General features: G+C 31.2%; 19 protein-coding genes. 13 read left to right on the forward strand and 6 right to left on the reverse strand.

Features of this window, described 5'->3' with window-relative positions; genetic code table 11:
- Positions 1 to 447: 447 nt before the first annotated feature.
- Positions 448 to 1,122, forward strand: a complete 675-nt coding sequence (locus STERM_RS02370) for a hypothetical protein (RefSeq protein ID WP_012859952.1) — start codon at positions 448 to 450, stop codon at positions 1,120 to 1,122.
- A gap of 218 nt (positions 1,123 to 1,340) precedes the next feature.
- Positions 1,341 to 1,955, forward strand: coding sequence for a TraX family protein (locus STERM_RS22785; protein ID WP_012859953.1), 615 nt, complete (start codon positions 1,341 to 1,343; stop codon positions 1,953 to 1,955).
- Positions 1,956 to 2,444: 489 nt separating this feature from the next.
- Here STERM_RS22785 and STERM_RS02380 read toward each other — a convergent pair whose 3' ends face one another.
- Genes STERM_RS02380 through STERM_RS02400 form a run of 5 tightly spaced genes read right to left on the reverse strand, consistent with a single transcriptional unit; the run spans position 2,445 to position 8,422 of the window.
- The gene (locus STERM_RS02380; protein WP_012859954.1) at positions 2,445 to 3,428 is read right to left on the reverse strand and encodes an aliphatic sulfonate ABC transporter substrate-binding protein; all 984 of its coding nucleotides are present in this window, start codon (positions 3,426 to 3,428) and stop codon (positions 2,445 to 2,447) included.
- 33 nt (positions 3,429 to 3,461) lie between these two features.
- The gene (locus STERM_RS02385) at positions 3,462 to 4,229 is read right to left on the reverse strand and encodes an ABC transporter ATP-binding protein (RefSeq protein WP_012859955.1); all 768 of its coding nucleotides are present in this window, start codon (positions 4,227 to 4,229) and stop codon (positions 3,462 to 3,464) included.
- Positions 4,230 to 4,250: 21 nt separating this feature from the next.
- Positions 4,251 to 5,078: an ABC transporter permease gene (locus STERM_RS02390; RefSeq protein ID WP_012859956.1), complete on the reverse strand. Its 828-nt coding sequence runs from the start codon at positions 5,076 to 5,078 to the stop codon at positions 4,251 to 4,253.
- A gap of 44 nt (positions 5,079 to 5,122) precedes the next feature.
- Positions 5,123 to 6,925 carry a DUF6568 family protein gene (locus tag STERM_RS02395; protein ID WP_012859957.1) on the reverse strand — a complete coding sequence of 601 codons (1,803 nt, stop codon included), beginning with the start codon at positions 6,923 to 6,925 and terminating at the stop codon, positions 5,123 to 5,125.
- A gap of 24 nt (positions 6,926 to 6,949) precedes the next feature.
- Positions 6,950 to 8,422, reverse strand: coding sequence for a nitrite/sulfite reductase (locus STERM_RS02400; RefSeq protein ID WP_012859958.1), 1,473 nt, complete (start codon positions 8,420 to 8,422; stop codon positions 6,950 to 6,952).
- Positions 8,423 to 9,346: 924 nt separating this feature from the next.
- On the opposite strand from STERM_RS02400, the gene STERM_RS02405 reads away from it, so the two are divergent.
- Positions 9,347 to 9,928: a DJ-1/PfpI family protein gene (locus tag STERM_RS02405; RefSeq protein WP_012859959.1), complete on the forward strand. Its 582-nt coding sequence runs from the start codon at positions 9,347 to 9,349 to the stop codon at positions 9,926 to 9,928.
- Positions 9,929 to 10,319: 391 nt separating this feature from the next.
- Here the strand turns inward: STERM_RS02405 and STERM_RS02410 are convergent, their stop codons facing one another.
- Positions 10,320 to 10,742: a MerR family transcriptional regulator gene (locus tag STERM_RS02410; protein WP_012859960.1), complete on the reverse strand. Its 423-nt coding sequence runs from the start codon at positions 10,740 to 10,742 to the stop codon at positions 10,320 to 10,322.
- 101 nt (positions 10,743 to 10,843) lie between these two features.
- Here STERM_RS02410 and STERM_RS02415 point away from each other — a divergent pair, with 101 nt between their 5' ends.
- The 10 genes from STERM_RS02415 to STERM_RS02450 all read left to right on the forward strand — a co-directional run bounded on the left by STERM_RS02415 (position 10,844) and on the right by STERM_RS02450 (position 19,062).
- Entirely contained in the window at positions 10,844 to 11,605 is a 762-nt protein-coding gene (locus tag STERM_RS02415; protein WP_012859961.1) for an SDR family NAD(P)-dependent oxidoreductase, read from the forward strand.
- Between the two features lie 260 nt (positions 11,606 to 11,865).
- On the forward strand, positions 11,866 to 11,994 hold the full coding sequence (locus tag STERM_RS22615; protein WP_012859962.1) for a hypothetical protein: 129 nt from the start codon (positions 11,866 to 11,868) through the stop codon (positions 11,992 to 11,994).
- Positions 11,995 to 12,167: 173 nt separating this feature from the next.
- Complete coding sequence (locus STERM_RS22620) at positions 12,168 to 12,296, forward strand: hypothetical protein (protein ID WP_012859963.1); 129 nt, start codon at positions 12,168 to 12,170, stop codon at positions 12,294 to 12,296.
- 49 nt (positions 12,297 to 12,345) lie between these two features.
- Positions 12,346 to 13,302 carry an aldo/keto reductase gene (locus STERM_RS02420; RefSeq protein ID WP_041309768.1) on the forward strand — a complete coding sequence of 319 codons (957 nt, stop codon included), beginning with the start codon at positions 12,346 to 12,348 and terminating at the stop codon, positions 13,300 to 13,302.
- Positions 13,303 to 13,366: 64 nt separating this feature from the next.
- A complete protein-coding gene (locus STERM_RS02425) occupies positions 13,367 to 13,765 on the forward strand; it encodes a pyridoxamine 5'-phosphate oxidase family protein (protein ID WP_012859965.1) in 399 nt (132 codons plus the stop codon).
- 154 nt (positions 13,766 to 13,919) lie between these two features.
- Complete coding sequence (locus STERM_RS02430) at positions 13,920 to 15,356, forward strand: MFS transporter (protein WP_012859966.1); 1,437 nt, start codon at positions 13,920 to 13,922, stop codon at positions 15,354 to 15,356.
- A gap of 14 nt (positions 15,357 to 15,370) precedes the next feature.
- Complete coding sequence (locus STERM_RS02435; RefSeq protein WP_012859967.1) at positions 15,371 to 15,583, forward strand: Rossmann-fold NAD(P)-binding domain-containing protein; 213 nt, start codon at positions 15,371 to 15,373, stop codon at positions 15,581 to 15,583.
- Between the two features lie 196 nt (positions 15,584 to 15,779).
- On the forward strand, positions 15,780 to 16,361 hold the full coding sequence (locus tag STERM_RS02440; protein WP_012859968.1) for a flavodoxin family protein: 582 nt from the start codon (positions 15,780 to 15,782) through the stop codon (positions 16,359 to 16,361).
- 44 nt (positions 16,362 to 16,405) lie between these two features.
- Entirely contained in the window at positions 16,406 to 16,825 is a 420-nt protein-coding gene (locus tag STERM_RS02445) for an OB-fold putative lipoprotein (RefSeq protein ID WP_012859969.1), read from the forward strand.
- A 464-nt stretch (positions 16,826 to 17,289) separates the two neighbouring features.
- Positions 17,290 to 19,062 (forward strand): oleate hydratase, encoded by a 1,773-nt coding sequence (locus STERM_RS02450; protein WP_012859970.1) that lies wholly within the window; start codon positions 17,290 to 17,292, stop codon positions 19,060 to 19,062.
- Positions 19,063 to 19,379 lie beyond the last annotated feature (317 nt).

Here is a 19,379-nt window from a genome sequence, read left to right on the forward strand (position 1 = left end):
ATGTATTAGTAATAGGTAGATGGCTGAGTTAATATAACATCAGCGGAGAGAATATTAAAGAATAAAAACATGCTTAAAGCATCATAGATACTAACATATTTTTTTCAGTTTATATCTGGTAACAGCTTATTTAGCTGATGTTAAGATATAAAAAGTTGACATTTATTTAATTCTAGTGTATTATTTAACTAATACACTAGAATTAATTGAAGAATTGAATATATTTTACTAAAAAAAGGTGTGGGAACTTTGTCACTGGAAATGAGAAAAAATAAGCAGCCTATCTAAATTTGCAACGGAAAAAATAGTAATTTACTTTATTCAGCAAATGAAGAGAATAAGATTTGATATAAAAAAATATTAGATTTATAAAAGAAAGAAGTGATTAACATGGAATTACCCGTTTATTATAAAAATATTGCCGGAGATGAGGAGGGGGTGAAATGAATGAATAAACTGATTCGTTTTTATTTAGGTGAAGTAAGAAATTTTATAGAATTATTTATTGGTTTTCATATATTAAATAATATACTGGAAATATTGTTAAAAGGTCAGGGGCTAACATCTGTCTGGAGTATGATATTACCTTTGATCATTCTTATTTATCTGATAAAGTTTAATTTATCTGATACCGGAAAAGAAACATTTACTTTCGTCTCTATGACAGATAATTCACCAACAAAAATTTTACTGTCAAAATTAATAGTCAGTTATGTATTTGTTCTTATGCTAAGTGCAGTAAATTGTATTTTTATTATAATACATAATATATATCAATATGAAAGTTCATGGAAAAGTATATTAATGCTTCCGGCATGGAGTATATTTGTGACAACTATGGCAATATGTTATATTTCTTATTTTATAATATGGATAAAGTCTTTTTCCATAAATAAGATATCAAGAAAAATAATAGTAATAAGTGCAGTAGTTATATGGCTTGTTATAAATGCAACAGTAAGAAATCATGTATTTCTTTTTTCAATAGATGCTGTTCATGGCAGCAGATATTTTGGCGGCAGTACAATGACAGTATGGTCAATACTATGGCATCTGACATGGTGCACAATATTTTTTCTGGTAACAGCATATCTGCAGAAAAAAAAAATAAATCAAATATAAAAAGGAGAAAAATCATCATAAACGGCAACTAGAAACAGATTTCTTTTGTTTAATCTGTTGTATTAAACATACATAAAACAAAAAATATATTATATTTAAGGAGATGTATCTGGACAAAGTGACGGAATGCTTGCAAAAATGGAAATAAAGTAAGAATTTCTCCTTATACAGCAGTATTTCATAATTTTACATTCTAATATAATAAAGGGGTTTAGAAGATGAGTTCTTTTTCGTTAAAGATTATAGCAATAATCGCTATGACATTAGATCATTGGAATATAATTTTGGGTGGTTCTATTTATATGAGAATACTGGGCAGATTAGCATTCCCAATATTTTCTTTTTTAATAGGCGAAGGTTATAGACACACTAGAAATAAAAAAAATTATTTTTTAAAAATATTTTTTTATTCTGTTTTATTGCAAATACCGGTATTTTTGTTTTATTCATCAAATGAAGATTTGAATATATTTTTTACATTAGCAACAGGAATTTTATTTATATCTATATTGGAAAATAACAAAATGAATAAGCTGACAAAATTTTTATTAGTATTATTTTTAGTTATAGGATCAGAATATTTTAAATTTGATTACGGAGCTTACGGAGTTTTATCAATTGTAATTTTTTATAATTTTAGAGAAAGGAAACAGAAAATTTTTTGGTTATTCCTCTTTATAAATATTGTGTATATATATCTAGACAGAGTATTTCTAATTCAAATATTCTCATTGTTCTCTTTATTTTTAATTTTCAAATATAACGGGAAAGAGGGAATAAAAAATTCTTTTATTTCTATTATCCAGCTCATATATTGCTGTTATATTTATTAAGTAATTTAATCTTTTAAATGATAAGTTTATTACTATAGTCAGGTTATGCAGGAATTGTACATTTAAACGAATATATTACCAAAATGAACCTAGAATGCTAGATTATCTATTCTCTGTCAATTTTTATTGGTATTATAAAATAGCAGCAAAAATCTTAGGAAAAAATAGAAGAATTAATATATGATTGCAAAAAAAATTCACTATAACAGAATAATCAGATATTCTAAAAAAGTTTAATTTTTTTTATTTTTAATAAATTAATATATTGGTAGATATTTTTTTACTTTTAATATGATTAGTGTGTAATTTCTTCTCTTCCTTTTCTTAGCTGTCCAACTTCTCTCCTTCTCTTTTATTCTAATTATTTTAACCTAACTTATTTTTCTATCCAGTTTAGTGTAGTCCGTTCACTATTATAGAGTACTAAAAAAGCATCCAAAAACAGATGCTTAAATTGTATATAGATTTTATAGTATTGTTTTATATAGATTAAAATACTTTATCATAAAAAGATTTATCACTCCATTCTTCTATAGAAAAATCTTTTGTAATTAGGTTATTTTCCAGTAAAAATTCTTTGCACTGCTCTAATTGAAATATTATTTCAGGTGTAATATTTATCATATAGCGTTTATTTATATTATCCTTATTAAAATCATAAATTTTTCTGACAGTATTTACATTCATATTATGTGATTCTGCTAAAATTCTATAGGCTTCATCTTCATTTTCAAAAATAAAATCTACACCTTTTTTCAAACCTTTTAGTACTGCTTCTATTGCTTCTGGATTTTTTTTAGTATAATTATTATTTCCTACGAATATACTTTTTCCGGCTAAATCCGGATTTTTTTCAGTATCAGCTATAATCTCAGTCAAGCCCTTGTCTCTAGTAAGTCTTTCTGTAAAAGTTTCCGTGAAGGCCACAGCATCTACACTTCCCCCTAGTAATGCAGATTCTGCATCAGAAGATATTTGTAAAAATTCTACATCATTTTCAGAAAGTCCGTTTCTTTTAAGTATTTCTATCACAAATCTGTGTATATAAGTGCCTTTTGGAAATGCTATTTTTTTTCCTTTTAAATCAGAGACAGATTTTATAGTAGAGCCTTTTTTGACTATAATTCCTGCATTTATGTGGTTATCTGCAATTGCATATAAAGAATTATCAATACCTTTTGATTTTAAAATTATTCCGGGAACTTCAGCATAAATTGCCACATCAATTTTTCCTCCGATTAATGCTTCATTTACTGCCGGCCCATTTCCGGAAAAATTAATATACTCAACTTCATAACCTATATTTTTTAATTCATTTTCTATGAATTTTTTTTGTTGTGCAATTCCTGCCACTCCATCCAGTACATTAACACTGCCTGGAAAGCCAATTCTTACTTTTTTTATTTCTATTTTTTCTTTTTGACATGATATGAATAAATTGAAAATTACTATTAAAAATATTATTTTTTTCATTTTATCTCCTTTTATATATACAGAAAATTTCCTCTAAATATTATATTCTAATTCATTATTTTTATCTTCAAAAAGTTCTCTGTATACTTTATTTTTTATGTATAAAAAATCATAGCTGCTTCTGTCTCTTATCGGGTGTTCGACCTTTATTATTTTTTCCCCTGCAGATTTTGATGATAAAATAACAATCCTTGTTCCTAAGTATACAGCTTCTTCTATGTCATGTGTTATCATTATCATTGTTTTATTGCTTTTAGACCAAATTTTCAATATCTCTTTCTGCATTTTAATTCTTGTCAAAGCATCAAGAGCTCCAAACGGTTCATCAAGCAGTAATATTTCGGGATTACTGGCCAGTCCTCTTGCTATTGCCACTCTTTGTGCCATTCCGCCTGAAAGCTGCTTAGGATAAGCATTTTTATATTCTAATAAATTTACCATTTCTAATAATTCTAATGATATATTCTCTCTTTCTTTTTTCAAAAGATTATCTAAACCAAACTCAATATTTTCCTTTATAGTAAGCCATGGCAGCAGTCTGTGTTCTTGGAAAACAACTCCTCTGTTAATACCGGGACCTTTTATTTCCTGTCCATTTAGACGGATTATACCTGAATCACTGGTTTCCAGACCTGCAATTATTTTTAGCAGAGTGCTTTTTCCACAGCCGCTGTGTCCGACTATTGTGATAAATTCTCCTTTTTTTATATCAATATTTATATTTTCGAGTACTTTTATCTCATTCTTATTTATAATAAATTTTTTCTCAAGATTTTTAATCTCCAGTATTGTATCTGACAATATTAACTCCTTTCTATAAAGTTATTTTGTAGTATTCCATGGTGTAAGTTCTCTTAATATACGGTCTAATATCCTGTCCATTATGACTCCCAGCAGACCGACTACTATTATTCCTGTAATTACTACATCAGACTGGAGTAAATTTCTTGCATCATTTATCCTGTAACCTATTCCGGATGTAGAAGCTATTAATTCCGCAGCTATCACAGTCATCCATGCCGAGCTTAAACCTAGTCTGAGACCTACAAAAATATTTGGCAGCGCATAAGGTAAATATATCTGTCTGAAAATTTTCCAGCTGTTTTTATTATATAGTTTCGCTACTTCAATATAAGCTTTTGGTGTTGATTTTATTCCTGATATAGTATTTAATAAAATTGGAAAAAATGAGGCTTTTGCTATTAAAATTACTTTTGAAGTTTCACCTATACCAAACCACAGAATAACTAAGGGTATCCATGCAAGAGGAGGAATCTGTCTTATTGCGTCAAATGTTCCTGAAAAAAATTTATTTGTACTTCCGGATATTCCCATTAATGTACCCATAAAAACTCCTAGAATCAAACCAATTCCATATCCTTGCATTACTCTGGATAAACTAATCAATACATCCTGAAATATCTGCCCCGAGCTAATTTGTGATATCAGGGAAGTAAAAACCATTGCTATTGATGGTAAAATAACCGGTGAAAATAGTTCATTTTTTGTGGCACTTATCCAAAATATAACTATAATCACCGGCAATGCTATATAGTTGAATATTCCTAATCCTTTATTTACAAAACCTGAAATGAAATAAAATGCTGCTTTTTTTGGATTTATTCTTATTTTTTCAGTCAAAATTTCCATCTATTTACCTCTTTCTATGATCTAAAATTTTTTTTGGTCATACTTCATAAAAAACGATTTTCAATATCATTAAAAAATTCTATTAGTTCAGCCTCGCTTTTTTCTCCGTAACTTTGAGCTAAAATTTTACCTTTTTCAAAAACTATTAATGTCGGAATTCCTCTTATCTGGTATTTCTCTATAAATTCAGTTTTTTTATCTACATCAATATACTCAAATTTAAGTTTATTCTTATACTTTGAAATAATTTTGACTAAAATCAAATATAGATTTTTGCAATGTACACATCTCTCCGCTCCAAATAAAACCAATATTTTTTCTTCATTACGATTTTCTGCTTCTTTCTTTTCTGCTGTATTATTTTCTGTAAAAATTTCTCTGTCTATTGTAAATAATTTAGGACTCCTTTTTATATTTTCCTGATCAACTATGATACAAAGAGCATCGCTGCTGTCTTCATAAGGTCTTAGCCCTTCTACTTTTATTATTGAAGCAGCTCCCGTTTTTGCAGCATTAGGAAGTCTGAAATTCCTTATATCTGGTGCTGTTATTGATTTTTCTTCTGGTTTTTCTAGCTGGGGTATCCAATCATATGGTATTCTGTATGCCCGATAAATCATATTATTTTTTGTAGTTTTCCCCCAGTACGGAGAAATAAATTCCCACACTATTTCATGTTCCGGAGTAACCTCAAATATTCTCCCGTCTGCACCTTCATCAATTAATGTGTTGCCATTCTCCAGCCTTTGTGCACTGCTGATATAAGGACTATAAAATCTAAATGAATCTGTAGGATGTGGAAATCCTGCTTCTGCTGGCGTATACTGCCACACAATATCAAGTGTTACCGGATTTATTTCCAATATTCTCGAATAATCTCTCAAGGCATTTTTCTGCCCAATTTTTGACATTGGATTTATTTCTCCATATCCTCCCCAGCCTCCATTATCAAAAACCAGTATATTTCCTTCACCCGGTAATCCCTTAGGTATCATATGAGCATGATGCTGACCTATTATCCAGCCGATGTGTTTTAATTCCTCTTTAGAATAATCAGGGCCTAATTTCCAGACTATTTTACCGCTCCTCTTTTCAATTATTGCTATAATATTAGACTCTCTTGCATCCCATATGATATTATCGGGGTGAAATCTCTCGTCTCCCTGATCATACCATTTATTAGGACCCAAAGTTGACATTGAATTTATATGCATCCAGTCTCCCATGCCTTCTCCGGCTTTTCTCATATTAGGATCTCTGAATAAGACATTTTTAGCCGCTTCATCAAATCCTAACTCATCAAAATGATCACTGCAAATCCATTCCCATATTACGTTTCCTTCCCAGTCTACTTCTATTATAGCGTCATCTAAAAGAAGCTTATCTGAGATTTTTTTATTATATAAATTTTTATGTACTAAAATAAGTGTATTTCCGCTGTTAATTTTAGGTTCCTGGCCAGGTGAGTAATATCCTGTTGAACTTCCTTCTCTTTGATAGTCATGATGTGCCCTTGCCATCCACTCAGCCTCATTCTCACCATCTTTTATATATTCGTATCTGTTAAATTTCCATACAATATTTCCTTCCCAGTCTATTTGGATAAGATCTATCATATCCTGCATTCCATACTTTGGGTTCCTGCTTCCCGAATGTCCTAAAATATGTCCGCCCGGAAATATTTTATTTGGAAATCCATGCAGCCCTTCCCATAAACGCAGCTCTTTTCCATTCATATCTAATAATACCGCTCCCAGCTCACATGCCTGTATTATCGTATATCCGTTCCATGCCTTGTCAGAATTATAAATAGTTACTCCTGTAGGATAAACTGTCGGGTGTCCCATAATATCATCTCCTTTTATATTATTTTATTTGAAATAATTTAAAAAATTCTCTATTTCTATTTTGTTTTCATCTACAAATGTTTGATAATCTTTTTTTGATTCTAAAATCTTCTCGCCTAAATAAAATAAAAAATCCTTTATTTTACTTCTTTCAATATCCCCATATGATTCTCCGATTTTTAAAACTTCTGCTCTTCGGCCTCCCAGAAATATTTCATATATATCTAATTGATTACCATTTTCAGTTTTTCTTTTTTTTCCCATAAATCCAATTGGAAATATTAGATGTTGGCCGCATGAATTTATACATCCTGAAATCCCTATGTTTGGAAGTATTTCCAATACTTTTTCATTTTTTGTTTTTAAAAATTCTATTATTTCTTTCACTAATATATCTGTTTTCAAAAACCCCAAGGTGCATGTACTGGCACCTGTACAAGCTGTTAAAGATAATACTTTATGCTGATTATAAAGATCGTAGAATATTTCCTCTCCTTTTTTTTTGTCTTCTTTATTGAGCCCGAGAATGTACAGTCCCTGTGTATTTGTTAATCTTATTTTTGTTTTATATTTGATTTCTTTTATAAAAATTATTATTTTTTCAAGGTCATTTATTTTAAGTTTTCCATGTAACGGATGTAAGTAAAGATTTTCTTTATTTGTATATTCAAATTTATTGCTGGAGTTATCTAAATTTAGTTTTAGATCTTTTTCTTTTGATTTTTCAAAAAATAATTTTAAATATTCTTCCTTAAATTTTGTTTCTCCAAAATTATCCAGAATATATCTTATTCTGGCTTTATGCTTATTTTCTCTGTTTCCGTATTTATTAAATAATTCAGCCATAGCAGTTATGGAAACATAAACTTCTTCCTCAGTAATAAAATCCTGAAGCAGAATACCCTGTCTGGGATTTTTCCCCATTCCGCCGCCGCCATATACTTTGAAGCCTTTTATATCATTTTTTTTAATTGCTATAAATCCTAAATCATTTATTTGGGCATTTATGTCATCTGTTTCATTATTTGAAAAGGCTATTTTGTATTTTCTGGGAAAATCGTTTTTTATTCCCGCATCTTTAAGCTTTTTACTGACTTCCTTTACGTGAACGCTAACATCAAATTCTTCATTTTCATAACCGCTTTTAGGTGAAATTACAATATTTCTAATAGTATTCCCGCCTGTTCCAACTACGGAAAAGCCTAATTCTTCCAGTTCTTTTGCTGTTATTTTTAATTCTTCCTTAGATATATCATGAAACTGTATGTCCTGTCTTGTAGTAATATGTATACTTTCTTTGTTTAACCTCCTTCCGAGAGAAATTAATTTTATTCCCTGCTCCGGAGTTATCTCGCCACTATTGACCCTGCCTCTTACCATAAAATTCCCTGTTCTTTCCAGATAAACCCCATAAGATGAGCGGATTTTGGAAAATTCCGTTTCTCCTTTCTCTGTGTTGATAATATCTAATACGTTTAAAAAATTATAGATATCCATTTTATCATCCCTTTCTTAATTATTAATATAAAAAGAACCTGGATTATCTGTCCAGATTCTTTCTAGCTGGCACAGAACTCTAATGAAAATTTCATTTCAAAATGAGTCTGCACCTAATATTAAAATATCAGTTTCAAACTCGCCGGCTACACATACACATATTGTAATTTATAATATTTATTTTATTTTCCATAATTATTCTCCATATCATTAATTTTATTTTATTATATACATAATTAGCATGTTTTTCAAATATATTATAAAGATTTATAATATATATGTAATATATGATAATTTTTTTTATGATATGAATAATATATAAATAAACTATTTTGTTTTTATGTATTATTTTCGGTAGTGTTGTAAATAAAATTATACGAAATCAAGAAATAAATTTTTAATTCCTTTATATACAAAAAAAGGCTGATGATTATATCCTTGATCAAAATGTAAAGTAATGTTATATTAAAAACTTGGACAAAAACAGCTTACTGATGTAAGATAAAAACTAAGGAACTGAGTACAAAATAGGAAAACAAAAGAACTATGGCAAAACGATACTAAAATTATATGGAAATGTAAAGAGCTTGAAAGAATTATTATGTGAATACGGCGTAAGTATTCAAAGCATAGGGGTTTTGAAAATACAGCAGTTCTAAGTAAAAAGGACATTGAATATTTTTGACAAGAAATATGGCATATGTTAAAATTTTGGAGTTATTTTTATTGTCATTTTATCTCCTTTCCTGTGGATTTATTTGGCTGTAAAACGAAGAATAACAGCGATAAAAAGCAAATATAAAATATATGTTGTATTTACAGGTTTGGTTTTAGGCTTCGATGCAGTTTGTATGAATATTGTTGAAATACTGAACATCATATTCTACTGTATATTGCTATTTTTTTAGATTAAGGAGGATTCAAATGAAGGTATTACTGTTTTGTGCTAAGGGATTTGAAACAATGGAGTTTAGCGTATTTGTAGATGTTATGGGATGGGCTAGAAATGACTATGATTATCCGGTAGAGGTTGAAACCTGTGGATTTACAAAAACGGTTTATAGCACGTTTAATGTACCGGTTATTGTTGATAAAACAATTGATGAGATTTCAGCTGATGATTACAGTGCTTTGGCGATACCGGGTGGTTTTGAAGAATTTGGCTTTTATGAGGAAGCATATAATCCGGCACTTTTAAATTTGATTCAGGCGTTTGATATTCAGAAAAAGCCGATAGCCTCCATTTGTGTTGCTGCTTTAGTACTGGGTAAAAGCGGAATTATAACAAATAGGAAAGCTACAACCTATCATCTGAAGAACGGTTATCGTCAAAAGCAATTAGCAGAATTTGGGGTAAACGTAGTGAATGAACGCATTGTCATAGATGATAATGTTATTACGTCTTATTGTCCGGAGACTGCTGCTGATGTTGCATTTGAGTTACTAAATAAACTTTGCGGCAAAGAGAAAATGCTTGTTGTAAAGAGTGCAATGGGATATAGATAACAGCTAATTTGATATTATACTAAAAACTTGGACAAAATTAGCTCGCTGTGAAAAAATTTACTGGAGTTAAGAAAAAGTATTGTAATAAAACCTATACCTTTTTTACAGCGTGAAAGAGGTATATTTTTATTCATAGGCGATGCTATCAGACGTAAATATGGGAATTAAAAAGAAAATTCTATTATTGCACGGGTTCATGAAAAAACAGAGAAAGCTCCGATTAAACAAATTAAAGCAGTTAAAAAAGAACGGCTGACATAAAAGAAGGTTTAAAATGTGAGTTTTAAAGAATTTTTTCTCTTATTTTTTTTAACTTTCTTTGTTATACTTAAATCTAATATAGCTGCCATTTGTAAGCAAAGCAATTTGACAATATTTTTTAGTTAAAATATCATTTTAAATTAGAAATTCGTTTTTCCTCAGCAGCTTTCTTTAAGCGTTCTGTGATTATTTCTACTGCATTAGATGATTCATATGCCTCAATTTTCAAATTTAATAAACTTAGGTTATCTTTCAGCATATCGATCTGTTTAAGTATTTCTTTTTTATGTTTATTTAGTAATTCATTACGAAGTGCAATTGTTTCTGTTCCTTTCATACATAAATCAATATATTTTTTAATATCACGGATTGGCATTCCTGTATCTTTTAAACAACATATTGTCTGTATCATATTTAAATCAGATTCTGTAAAAACCCTATTTCCTTTTTGGTTCCGCAGCACAAAAGGTAAAAGACCTTTTTTATCATAAAAACGTATTGTATGTACGGAAAGTTTAAAACGTACTGCTACATCATTAATTGAATAATTCATACAAAATACTCCTTAAAAAAATATGTTTGACTTAGACCATAGTCTAAGTGGTAATATAACTATATAACATTATTAAACAAATTTCAAGAGGAGGTATCATCATGGATATAAAAGAAAAAACTGCTATAATAACAGGCGGAAGTCGCGGTCTTGGCCGGAATACAGCCCTTAATCTTGCAAGTCGGGGAGTAAATATTATTTTTACTTATAACTCTAATAAATTTGAAGCAGAAAAGACTCTCCAACTTATTCAAGAGTATGGAGTAAATGGAGCTATGTTAAATCTTGATACAGCTAATACTAAATTATTTGATGCTTTTGTACAAAATGTTGAGAAAATTTTACAGGAATGGAAGTGTAAAACATTTAATTACCTGATTAACAACGCTGGAACATCACATCACAATTCAATTGAAAATACTACAGAAGAAGAATTAGACACTCTTTATAATGTCCATTTTAAGGGAGTGTTCTTTCTTACGCAAAAACTCCTTATGCTTCTTAATGACGGAGGGAGTATAATTAATATTTCCACAGGTCTAACACGATTTACTTCACCTGGAAGCGCAGCTTATGCGTCTATAAAAGGTGCCGTTGAAGTGATGACACGTTATTTGGCAATGGAATTAGGACCACGTAAAATCACCGTAAATACTATTGCTCCCGGAGCCATTCAAACAGATTTCAGTGGGGGTGTAGTCCGTGATAATCCTGAAGTAAATAAAATGATAGCTGAGCATACAGCACTGGGTCGTGCTGGTGTTCCGGATGATATCGGACCTATGATTGCTTCACTATTATCAGATAGTAATAGATGGGTAACCGGTCAGCGTATTGAAGTTTCCGGAGGAATGTTTCTTTAAAAAATAGTATGCCAATATTATACTTTGATAGCAAACACAAGTGTTTGTATAAATTTTAAAGTTGCTACATTGAGCTGTATCTAAAAAATTTATTTTGATACAGCTCTTTTTTTGTAACTATTTTACAATTATAGAAAATAATTTCAAATTTTTTATTGACATAATTTTGTAAATAAGTTACAATAATTTCATCTAAGATACAAGAATTGGAAATAAAAACAAAAAATAACAAATAAATTAATTGGTTAAGGAGGCTTATCATGAAAAAGACAATATCAATACTAGCATTAACACTGACAGTATCATTCACAGCACTGGCTGATGCAGTATCATATGATTCGTCAAAAGAAATAATTGACAGAATACAATTAGAAATGAAACATAAATAAATTTTGAAATTATAAATATATATTTTACTGTTAACTTGTAAGCACAGAAAAATAATTTCAAAAATTTTTTTTAGAATTATTTTGTAAATTAATTACAATTTATTTATCTGAAATACAAATATTGTAAAAGAAAACAAATATCAAATAAAATAACTATTTTAAGGAGGTCAGCCATGAAAAAAATATTATTAATACCGGCATTAACATTGGCAGTATCATTCACAGCTTTAGCTGATGCAGTATCATATGATTCGTCAAAAGAAATAATTGACAGAATACAGTTAGAAATGAAACATAAATAAATTTTTGAAAAATATAAATATTAAACAAAATAATTATTGGAGGAAAAAAATGGAATATAAAGGTTTTGGACTTGGATGCATGAGCTTATCAACTGCTGATCAGGCGGAAAGTTCTGCTGTTATACATACAGCTTTAGATGAAGGTATTTCTTTTTTGAATACTGGGGATTTCTATGGTTCAGGGGAAAGTGAGATGGCTGTCGGAGAGGCTCTAAAAGGTTACAGCCGTGAAAAATATTACATATCAGTAAAATTCGGGGCTCTTACAATGCCAAATGGCGGGCTGTATAGTTTGGATGTACATCCTGACAGGATTAAAAACTATCTGACTCACTCCCTGAAGCGTTTAAAACTTGACTATATTGACTTATATCAGCCTTGCAGGATTGATCTTGGTATCCCTGTAGAAGAAACTATCGGGGCAATTTCAGATTTGGTTAAAGAAGGATATGTGCGACATATCGGACTTAGTCAGGTAGATTCTGAAACAATCAAAAGAGCTCAGGCAGTTCATAAAATAGAGCTGGTAGAAATGGAGTATTCTTTATTTAATCGCGGCATAGAAAAGGATATCCTTTCAACAGCCCGTAAATTAGATATTGGAGTTGTGTCATTCGGGACGCTTGCCCATGGACTTTTAAGCGGTTCATGGACTAAAGAACGTCTTAAACATGGTGAATTCCCATTACATATGATGAGTCCGCTGTTATCAAAAGAAAACGTTGAAAAAAACATTGAGTTTGTTGAAAACTTAGACCAAATTGCAAATGAAAAAAATGTAAGTGTATCTCAGCTTGCTCACGCTTGGATTTTGTCAAAAGGAGACGATATTATACCGCTTATCGGAACAAGCAAGGTGAAACATTTAAAAAATTCTCTGGAGTCTAAAAATCTGTTTTTAAGCGAAGAAGATATACAAAGAATAGAAAATGCAGTGCCGCAGGATAAGATTTCCGGTGAAAGTTTACGAAGAATGCAGTTTAAGAATGGAGTCATAGTCAGATAGTAAAAAATACTGAAATTGAGGAAATTAAGTAAAAAACATTATTAAAAATAATGGAGGAAATAATATGAATGAAGTATTAGAATTTTTAAAAAACTGCAAAGTATTTTTTGTTGCAACAGCAGAGCAGGGAAAGCCTAAAGTCAGGCCGTTTAGTTTTGTTATGATGCATGAAGAAAAGTTATATTTTGTAACAGGAAATCAAAAACCATTTTTTAAGCAAATTCAGGCAAATCCGGAAATTGAAATATGCGGAACCAGCCAAAAAATGGAATGGATACGTCTTAGCGGTAAAGCTGTTCCGGATTCGAGACTTGAGATAAAACAGAGAGCATTTGAGGAATTACCGTTTCTTAAGAATAACTATAAGTCAGTTGAAAATCCGGTAATGGAATGCTTTTATCTGGGAGAAGCCAAGGCTGATTTTTGTAAAATAGACGGATCATCAAAGACAGTTGTTCTCTAAAACTTACTTTCTGAAAACAGGGCTGTATCAAAATATAATTCATAATATTTTACACCTGTATTTTGGAAACCGAAAAAAATGTATTTATTTATGAAGAATTAATTTATATATTGGATAACTAAATTTATACACTGAAATAAAAGGAGAACAAATTATGAACACTGAGAAATATGAACAATATAAAAATAAAAACGTAATTTTAATTACAGTATTACTGCTTGCTTTTATGACTTCACTTGACGGAAGTATAGTAAATGTAGCCCTACCTATGATGTCAGAAAGCTTATCTGTCAATACACAATCTATAAGCTGGGTTTTTTCTTCCTATTTGATAGGAATTTGTACTCTCATATTAGCATTTGGAAAACTGGGAGATCTTAAGGGAAAAATGAAAGTTTTCAAAACAGGAATTCTCATATTTACACTGGGTTCAATGATGTCTGGATTATCTGCGGCCTTTCCCTTTCTTATAACAGCAAGAATCATTCAGGCTGTAGGAGCTGCCGCATCTATGGCCACAAGCCAGGGAATTATCACAGAAGCTGTTCCAAGAAATGAAATTGGTAAAGCCTTTGGGTTATTTGGTACTTGTATAGCTTTAGGAACTATGATGGGAGCACCAATAGGCGGCTTTATAATTTCCATATTTAAATGGAACTACATTTTCTTCTTTAATGTTCCTATTGGGATCATAATATTTATTTTATGCTTTAAGTTTTTACCCAAAGAACATGTAAATAACGGAAAGTTTCCTGATATAAGAGGCTTTTTACTTTTTGTGATAACTATAGTCAGTTTTTTTATCGCTGTAATGCAGGGAGGTGCTGTGGGCTACGGTAATCCTTTTATAATCAGCTGCTTTGTTATTTCGATAGCAGCGTTTATTTTCTTTGTTTTTACAGAGAAAAGAGCTGATGACCCAATGCTTGACTTGGATATATTTAAATCAAAATCATTTTCGATAAGTATTTTTTGCTCATTTTTAAGCTTTGTAGCAATCTTCTGTCTGTTAATAATCAATCTGTTTTACTTACATTATGCGAGGGAATATGATCCTTCTTTTATAGGGCTGTTAATGATGTTTTATTCAATAATCCTTACTTTATCATCACTTTTCAGCGGTATACTTTCAGATAAGATACGCCCTGAGCTTTTGACTTTCACAGGCTTAGCAATTATGGGAGCAGGTTTTTTCTTCATGACACTCTTAAATATAAGCACTCCTATATTCTTATTATTGATTTTTATGGCACTTATAGGCTTGGGAGCAGGACTGTTTCAATCACCAAACAATTCATTGGTAATGTCTGCAGCGAGTAAAGATAAGCTTGGGATTGCGGGAAGCGTAAATGCATTGGTAAGAAATATAGGAATGAGTATCGGTATAGCGGTAGCTACTATTCTTTTATACGATAGAATGAGTCAGAAAGCAGGATATAAGGTTTCGACCTATGTAGCAGGAAGCGATGATATCTTTCTTTACGGGATGAGATATGTCTATGTTGTGGCAGGAATACTCTGTGTAATTGGGGCAATTATTACTTTTATGAGATTTTATCACCAAAAAATAAGCTTTAATAATAAAAACTGAAAGGAATGACTCTTATGAAAACAATCATTATTACAGGTGCGAATTCCGGTTTGGGATTTGAATGTGCCAAAAATATACTTTTGGAAAATTCGGACTATTTTATCATTATGGCATGCCGGAATATTGAAAAATCCGAGAAAGCCAAGATAGAATTAATAGGAAAAACAAAAAATAAAAATATTCAGGTTATGGAATTAAATTTATCATCATTTGACTCTGTGAGATGATTTGTAAATGATTTTAAAAATAAACAACTATTGTAATATGTAGATGTAATCTGCGGTTAATTTGGGTATAGTTCACAGTGTTGCTAAACGCTGCTGTCTGCTTTCTCATCTGCTGCGTCACGAGTTCTTGATACAAAGAAAACATTACACACCCTAATGAAAATAAATAAAATCTTAAAGTGAGGAGTTGTTTTACATGAAAAAAATAGCGAAGATATTTTTATGTGTATTATTTATAAGTATCTCTATGATATCCTGCTCTCAGGGAAATAAGGGAGGTAAAATCAGTAACACCAATAAAACATTGATCATATATTACTCAGCATCCGGGACTACTGAAAAAGTAGCAAAGGAACTGCAAAGAAAAACAAAGGGCGATATATATTTTATTAAAACTAATATGCCGTATTCAACAGATCAAGAGGTTTTGGGAAAAGAAATGGCACTTGAGAGAGAAAACGGGAATATTCGTGAATTAAGTGGGGAACTACCAGACTTATCCAATTATGACCTGATTTTGATAGGAGGACCTGTATGGTCCGGGGAGCCTTCAAATCCTATTCAAAAGTACCTCAGTATAACTGATTTTAACGGAAAAAAAGTAGCAGGGTTTTGGACAGCTTACGGAGAGCCGGGAGATTATGCGAATGTATTTAAAAAATTAGTGAAGAATGTCGAATTACACGAAGGTCTCAGCTTAATAAATACAGATGTCTCAAATGAGAAAGAATTAGAGAGTAAAATAAATACATGGTTAAGTACACTAGGTATTTTATAATTAGAAAAATGGTATAAATATTTAAAAGAACGGAGATGACAGTTATGAGAAATATTTTAGTTTTATTTTTGACAGGATTTCTTTCTCTTGCAGTTATAAGCAATACAGTTATTAATAATAAGCAGAAAAATCCGGCAGTTTCAGAAGAAACGAAGACAAAATCAGCCAATACATATGATTTACTGGAAGAATATAAGAAAGATGCATCTAAAAGACAGCCTACATACACAGGAGAGAATATCACGGTATCAGGTGTTGTCGTTTATAAAGGACCGGATATTCATGGACTTCCTTCGCTTGAATTATCAGATAAAGTAAATGGAACAAGTCATGTTTTATGTGTATTTGACTCAGCAGATTCACTTAACAAAATATCTAAAGGAGATAATCTCACAATTTCAGGAAAATTCCATATTGTAAGCTCTGATGATATGGTTGTACTAAAACAGAGCAAGATACAATAATGCTAAATTTGATGAAAAAGGAGCAAGGGTGTATATTCATGAATTAGACTATGATTTTTTACATAACCTTGAATTAGCTGCCTCACTTTATGGTACAGCTGAAAAATGATTAAAAGAGTAAAGTCCTGTAAAAAAATATTAAAATAAATTATATTATTAAGACGGAGAATTCAGGCTCTGTCTTAATTTTTATCCAAAAAAAGCTGTTAAAGCCGAGCTTATGCAATAAAACAAAGGTTCAAAGATAATTAATTAGAGCAGCCTTCACGTCGGATGGACTAAGTTTAAATATAAAAATCCTACAAATTTTCATAATAGTGCAGAACTTTACAATGCTGAATTCAATCAGATTAAAAGTTTTATTTGAAAAAAATGTAAAAGTTTGTATGTGATCCAATTATATGCTAATATATAATTAATTAACTTGTAAAATTTTCAATTCAACGTTTGAAAGGAGGATTTACATGTATTATACAAATGGAAATTACAACGCTTATATGAAGCCGCAAAAGCCAAAAAATATTGATGGAAAATCTGCCTATATCGTAGGGGCAGGATTAGCGGGGTTAGCAGCAGCAGTTTTCTTGATTCGTGACGGACAAATGGAAGGAAAGAGGATTACTATTTTTGAAGAGCTTCCTGTTTCAGGCGGGAGCATGGACGCCATTTTAAAGCCGGAGCGGGGTTACGTAATGCGCGGCGGCCGGGAGATGGAAGAGCATTTTGAAACCTTGTGGGATTTATTCCGCAGTATACCGGCTCAGGAAACACCCGGGGCCTCTATCCTTGATGAATATGCCTGGGAGAACCAAAATGATCCTAGTTTTTCTTACGCTCGTATCATAGAAAATAAAGGACAGCGAGTTTCAGATGACGGACAGCTGACACTTTCACAAAAAGCCATACGAGAAATATTAGACCTTGCCCTCACTGAAGAGAAAGATTTACAAGATAAAAAGATAAATGAAGTATTCACGGAAGAATTCTTCAAATCAAATTTTTGGTTATATTGGGCTACTATGTTTGCCTTTGAGCCTTGGGCATCTGCTATGGAAATGCGAAGATATCTTTTGCGTTTCGTGCATCATATCGCGACACTTTCCAATATGTCAGCCCTGAGATTCACCAAATATAATCAATACGACTCATTGATTCTTCCTTTAGAAACATTTTTGAAAGAACAGGGAGTTACATTTCAATATAACAGCAAAGTAAGCAATGTTATTATTGAAAACTTTGGAAATAAAAAAACAGCAAAAAAAATTCTGCTGATTGAAAATGACACTGAAAAAACTATTGAACTAACCGAAAATGATTTGGTTTTCATTACGAATGGTTCTATAACAGAAAGCTCAACTTACGGAACAAATACAGAGCCCGCCCCTGTTCCTACTGAAATCGGGGGAAGCTGGCAGCTCTGGAAAAATTTAGCAGCTCAGAACAGTGACTTTGGCAGACCGGAAAAGTTTTGCGAAAATATTCCGGAAGCTAATTGGGTCATTTCGGGAACAATTACCTTAACAGACGACAAAGTAATACCATATATTGAAAAAATAAGTAAAAAAAATCCTCACAGCGGTTCTATTGTAACCAGCGGACCGGTAACCATAAAAGACTCCAATTGGTTATATGGTTACTCAATAAGCCGCCAGCCTGTGTTTAAAACACAAAAGTCGAATGAAACAATTGTGTGGGTATACGGTTTGTTTTCGGATAAAATCGGAAACTATATAACAAAAAAAATCACAGAGTGCAACGGTATTGAATTATGTGCAGAATGGCTTTATCATATCGGCGTTCCTGAAAAGGACATTATGGATATCGCTACAAACTATGCAAATACAGTTCCCTGCTATATGCCTTATATTACAAGCTATTTTTGCCCTCGTGCCTTAGGAGACAGACCTTTGGTTGTCCCTGAGGGTTCTGTAAATCTGGCATTCATAGGAAATTTTGCTGAAACGGAAAAAGATACTGTTTTTACAACAGAATATTCTGTACGAACGGCTATGGAAGCAGTCTACCAATTCTTGGATATTCAACGCGGTGTGCCGGAGGTCTTTGCTTCATCCTTTGATGTGAGAAAGCTATTGAATACTTTATATTATCTCAACGATCAAAAGAGCTTGGATGAAATCAAAAAACCTCTGCGGGATTCTATATTGGAAAAATATGTTATTAGAAAAATTAAAGGTACATATATTGAAGAAATCTTCAAAGATGAAAAATTAATATAGGTTGTGCTGGATAATTTTAAAAAGAATTGATTTGTCATGAAACAGAGTAAAAATGTAATTCATGAATTAAAAATGCGGAAAGAAAAAATCTGTATGTAAATGGAAAATAAAATTAGCAGTTTATACTTGCAAAAGAAAGAAGAGGTTTGTGTCTCAGCTTTCATTATTGACAAAACCCGGCTATGCAGTACAGTATTTAAACAAAAGAATTTGGAATTTGACTTATGGTGCAGGATGTTTTTAGTTATAGCTGAATAAGAAATCAAACCAAATATCTTGTATTTATAAATAATCGAAAGGGGCAGCCGCTCGTGCTG

The organism is Sebaldella termitidis ATCC 33386, assembly GCF_000024405.1.
GTDB classification, from domain to species: domain Bacteria; phylum Fusobacteriota; class Fusobacteriia; order Fusobacteriales; family Leptotrichiaceae; genus Sebaldella; species Sebaldella termitidis.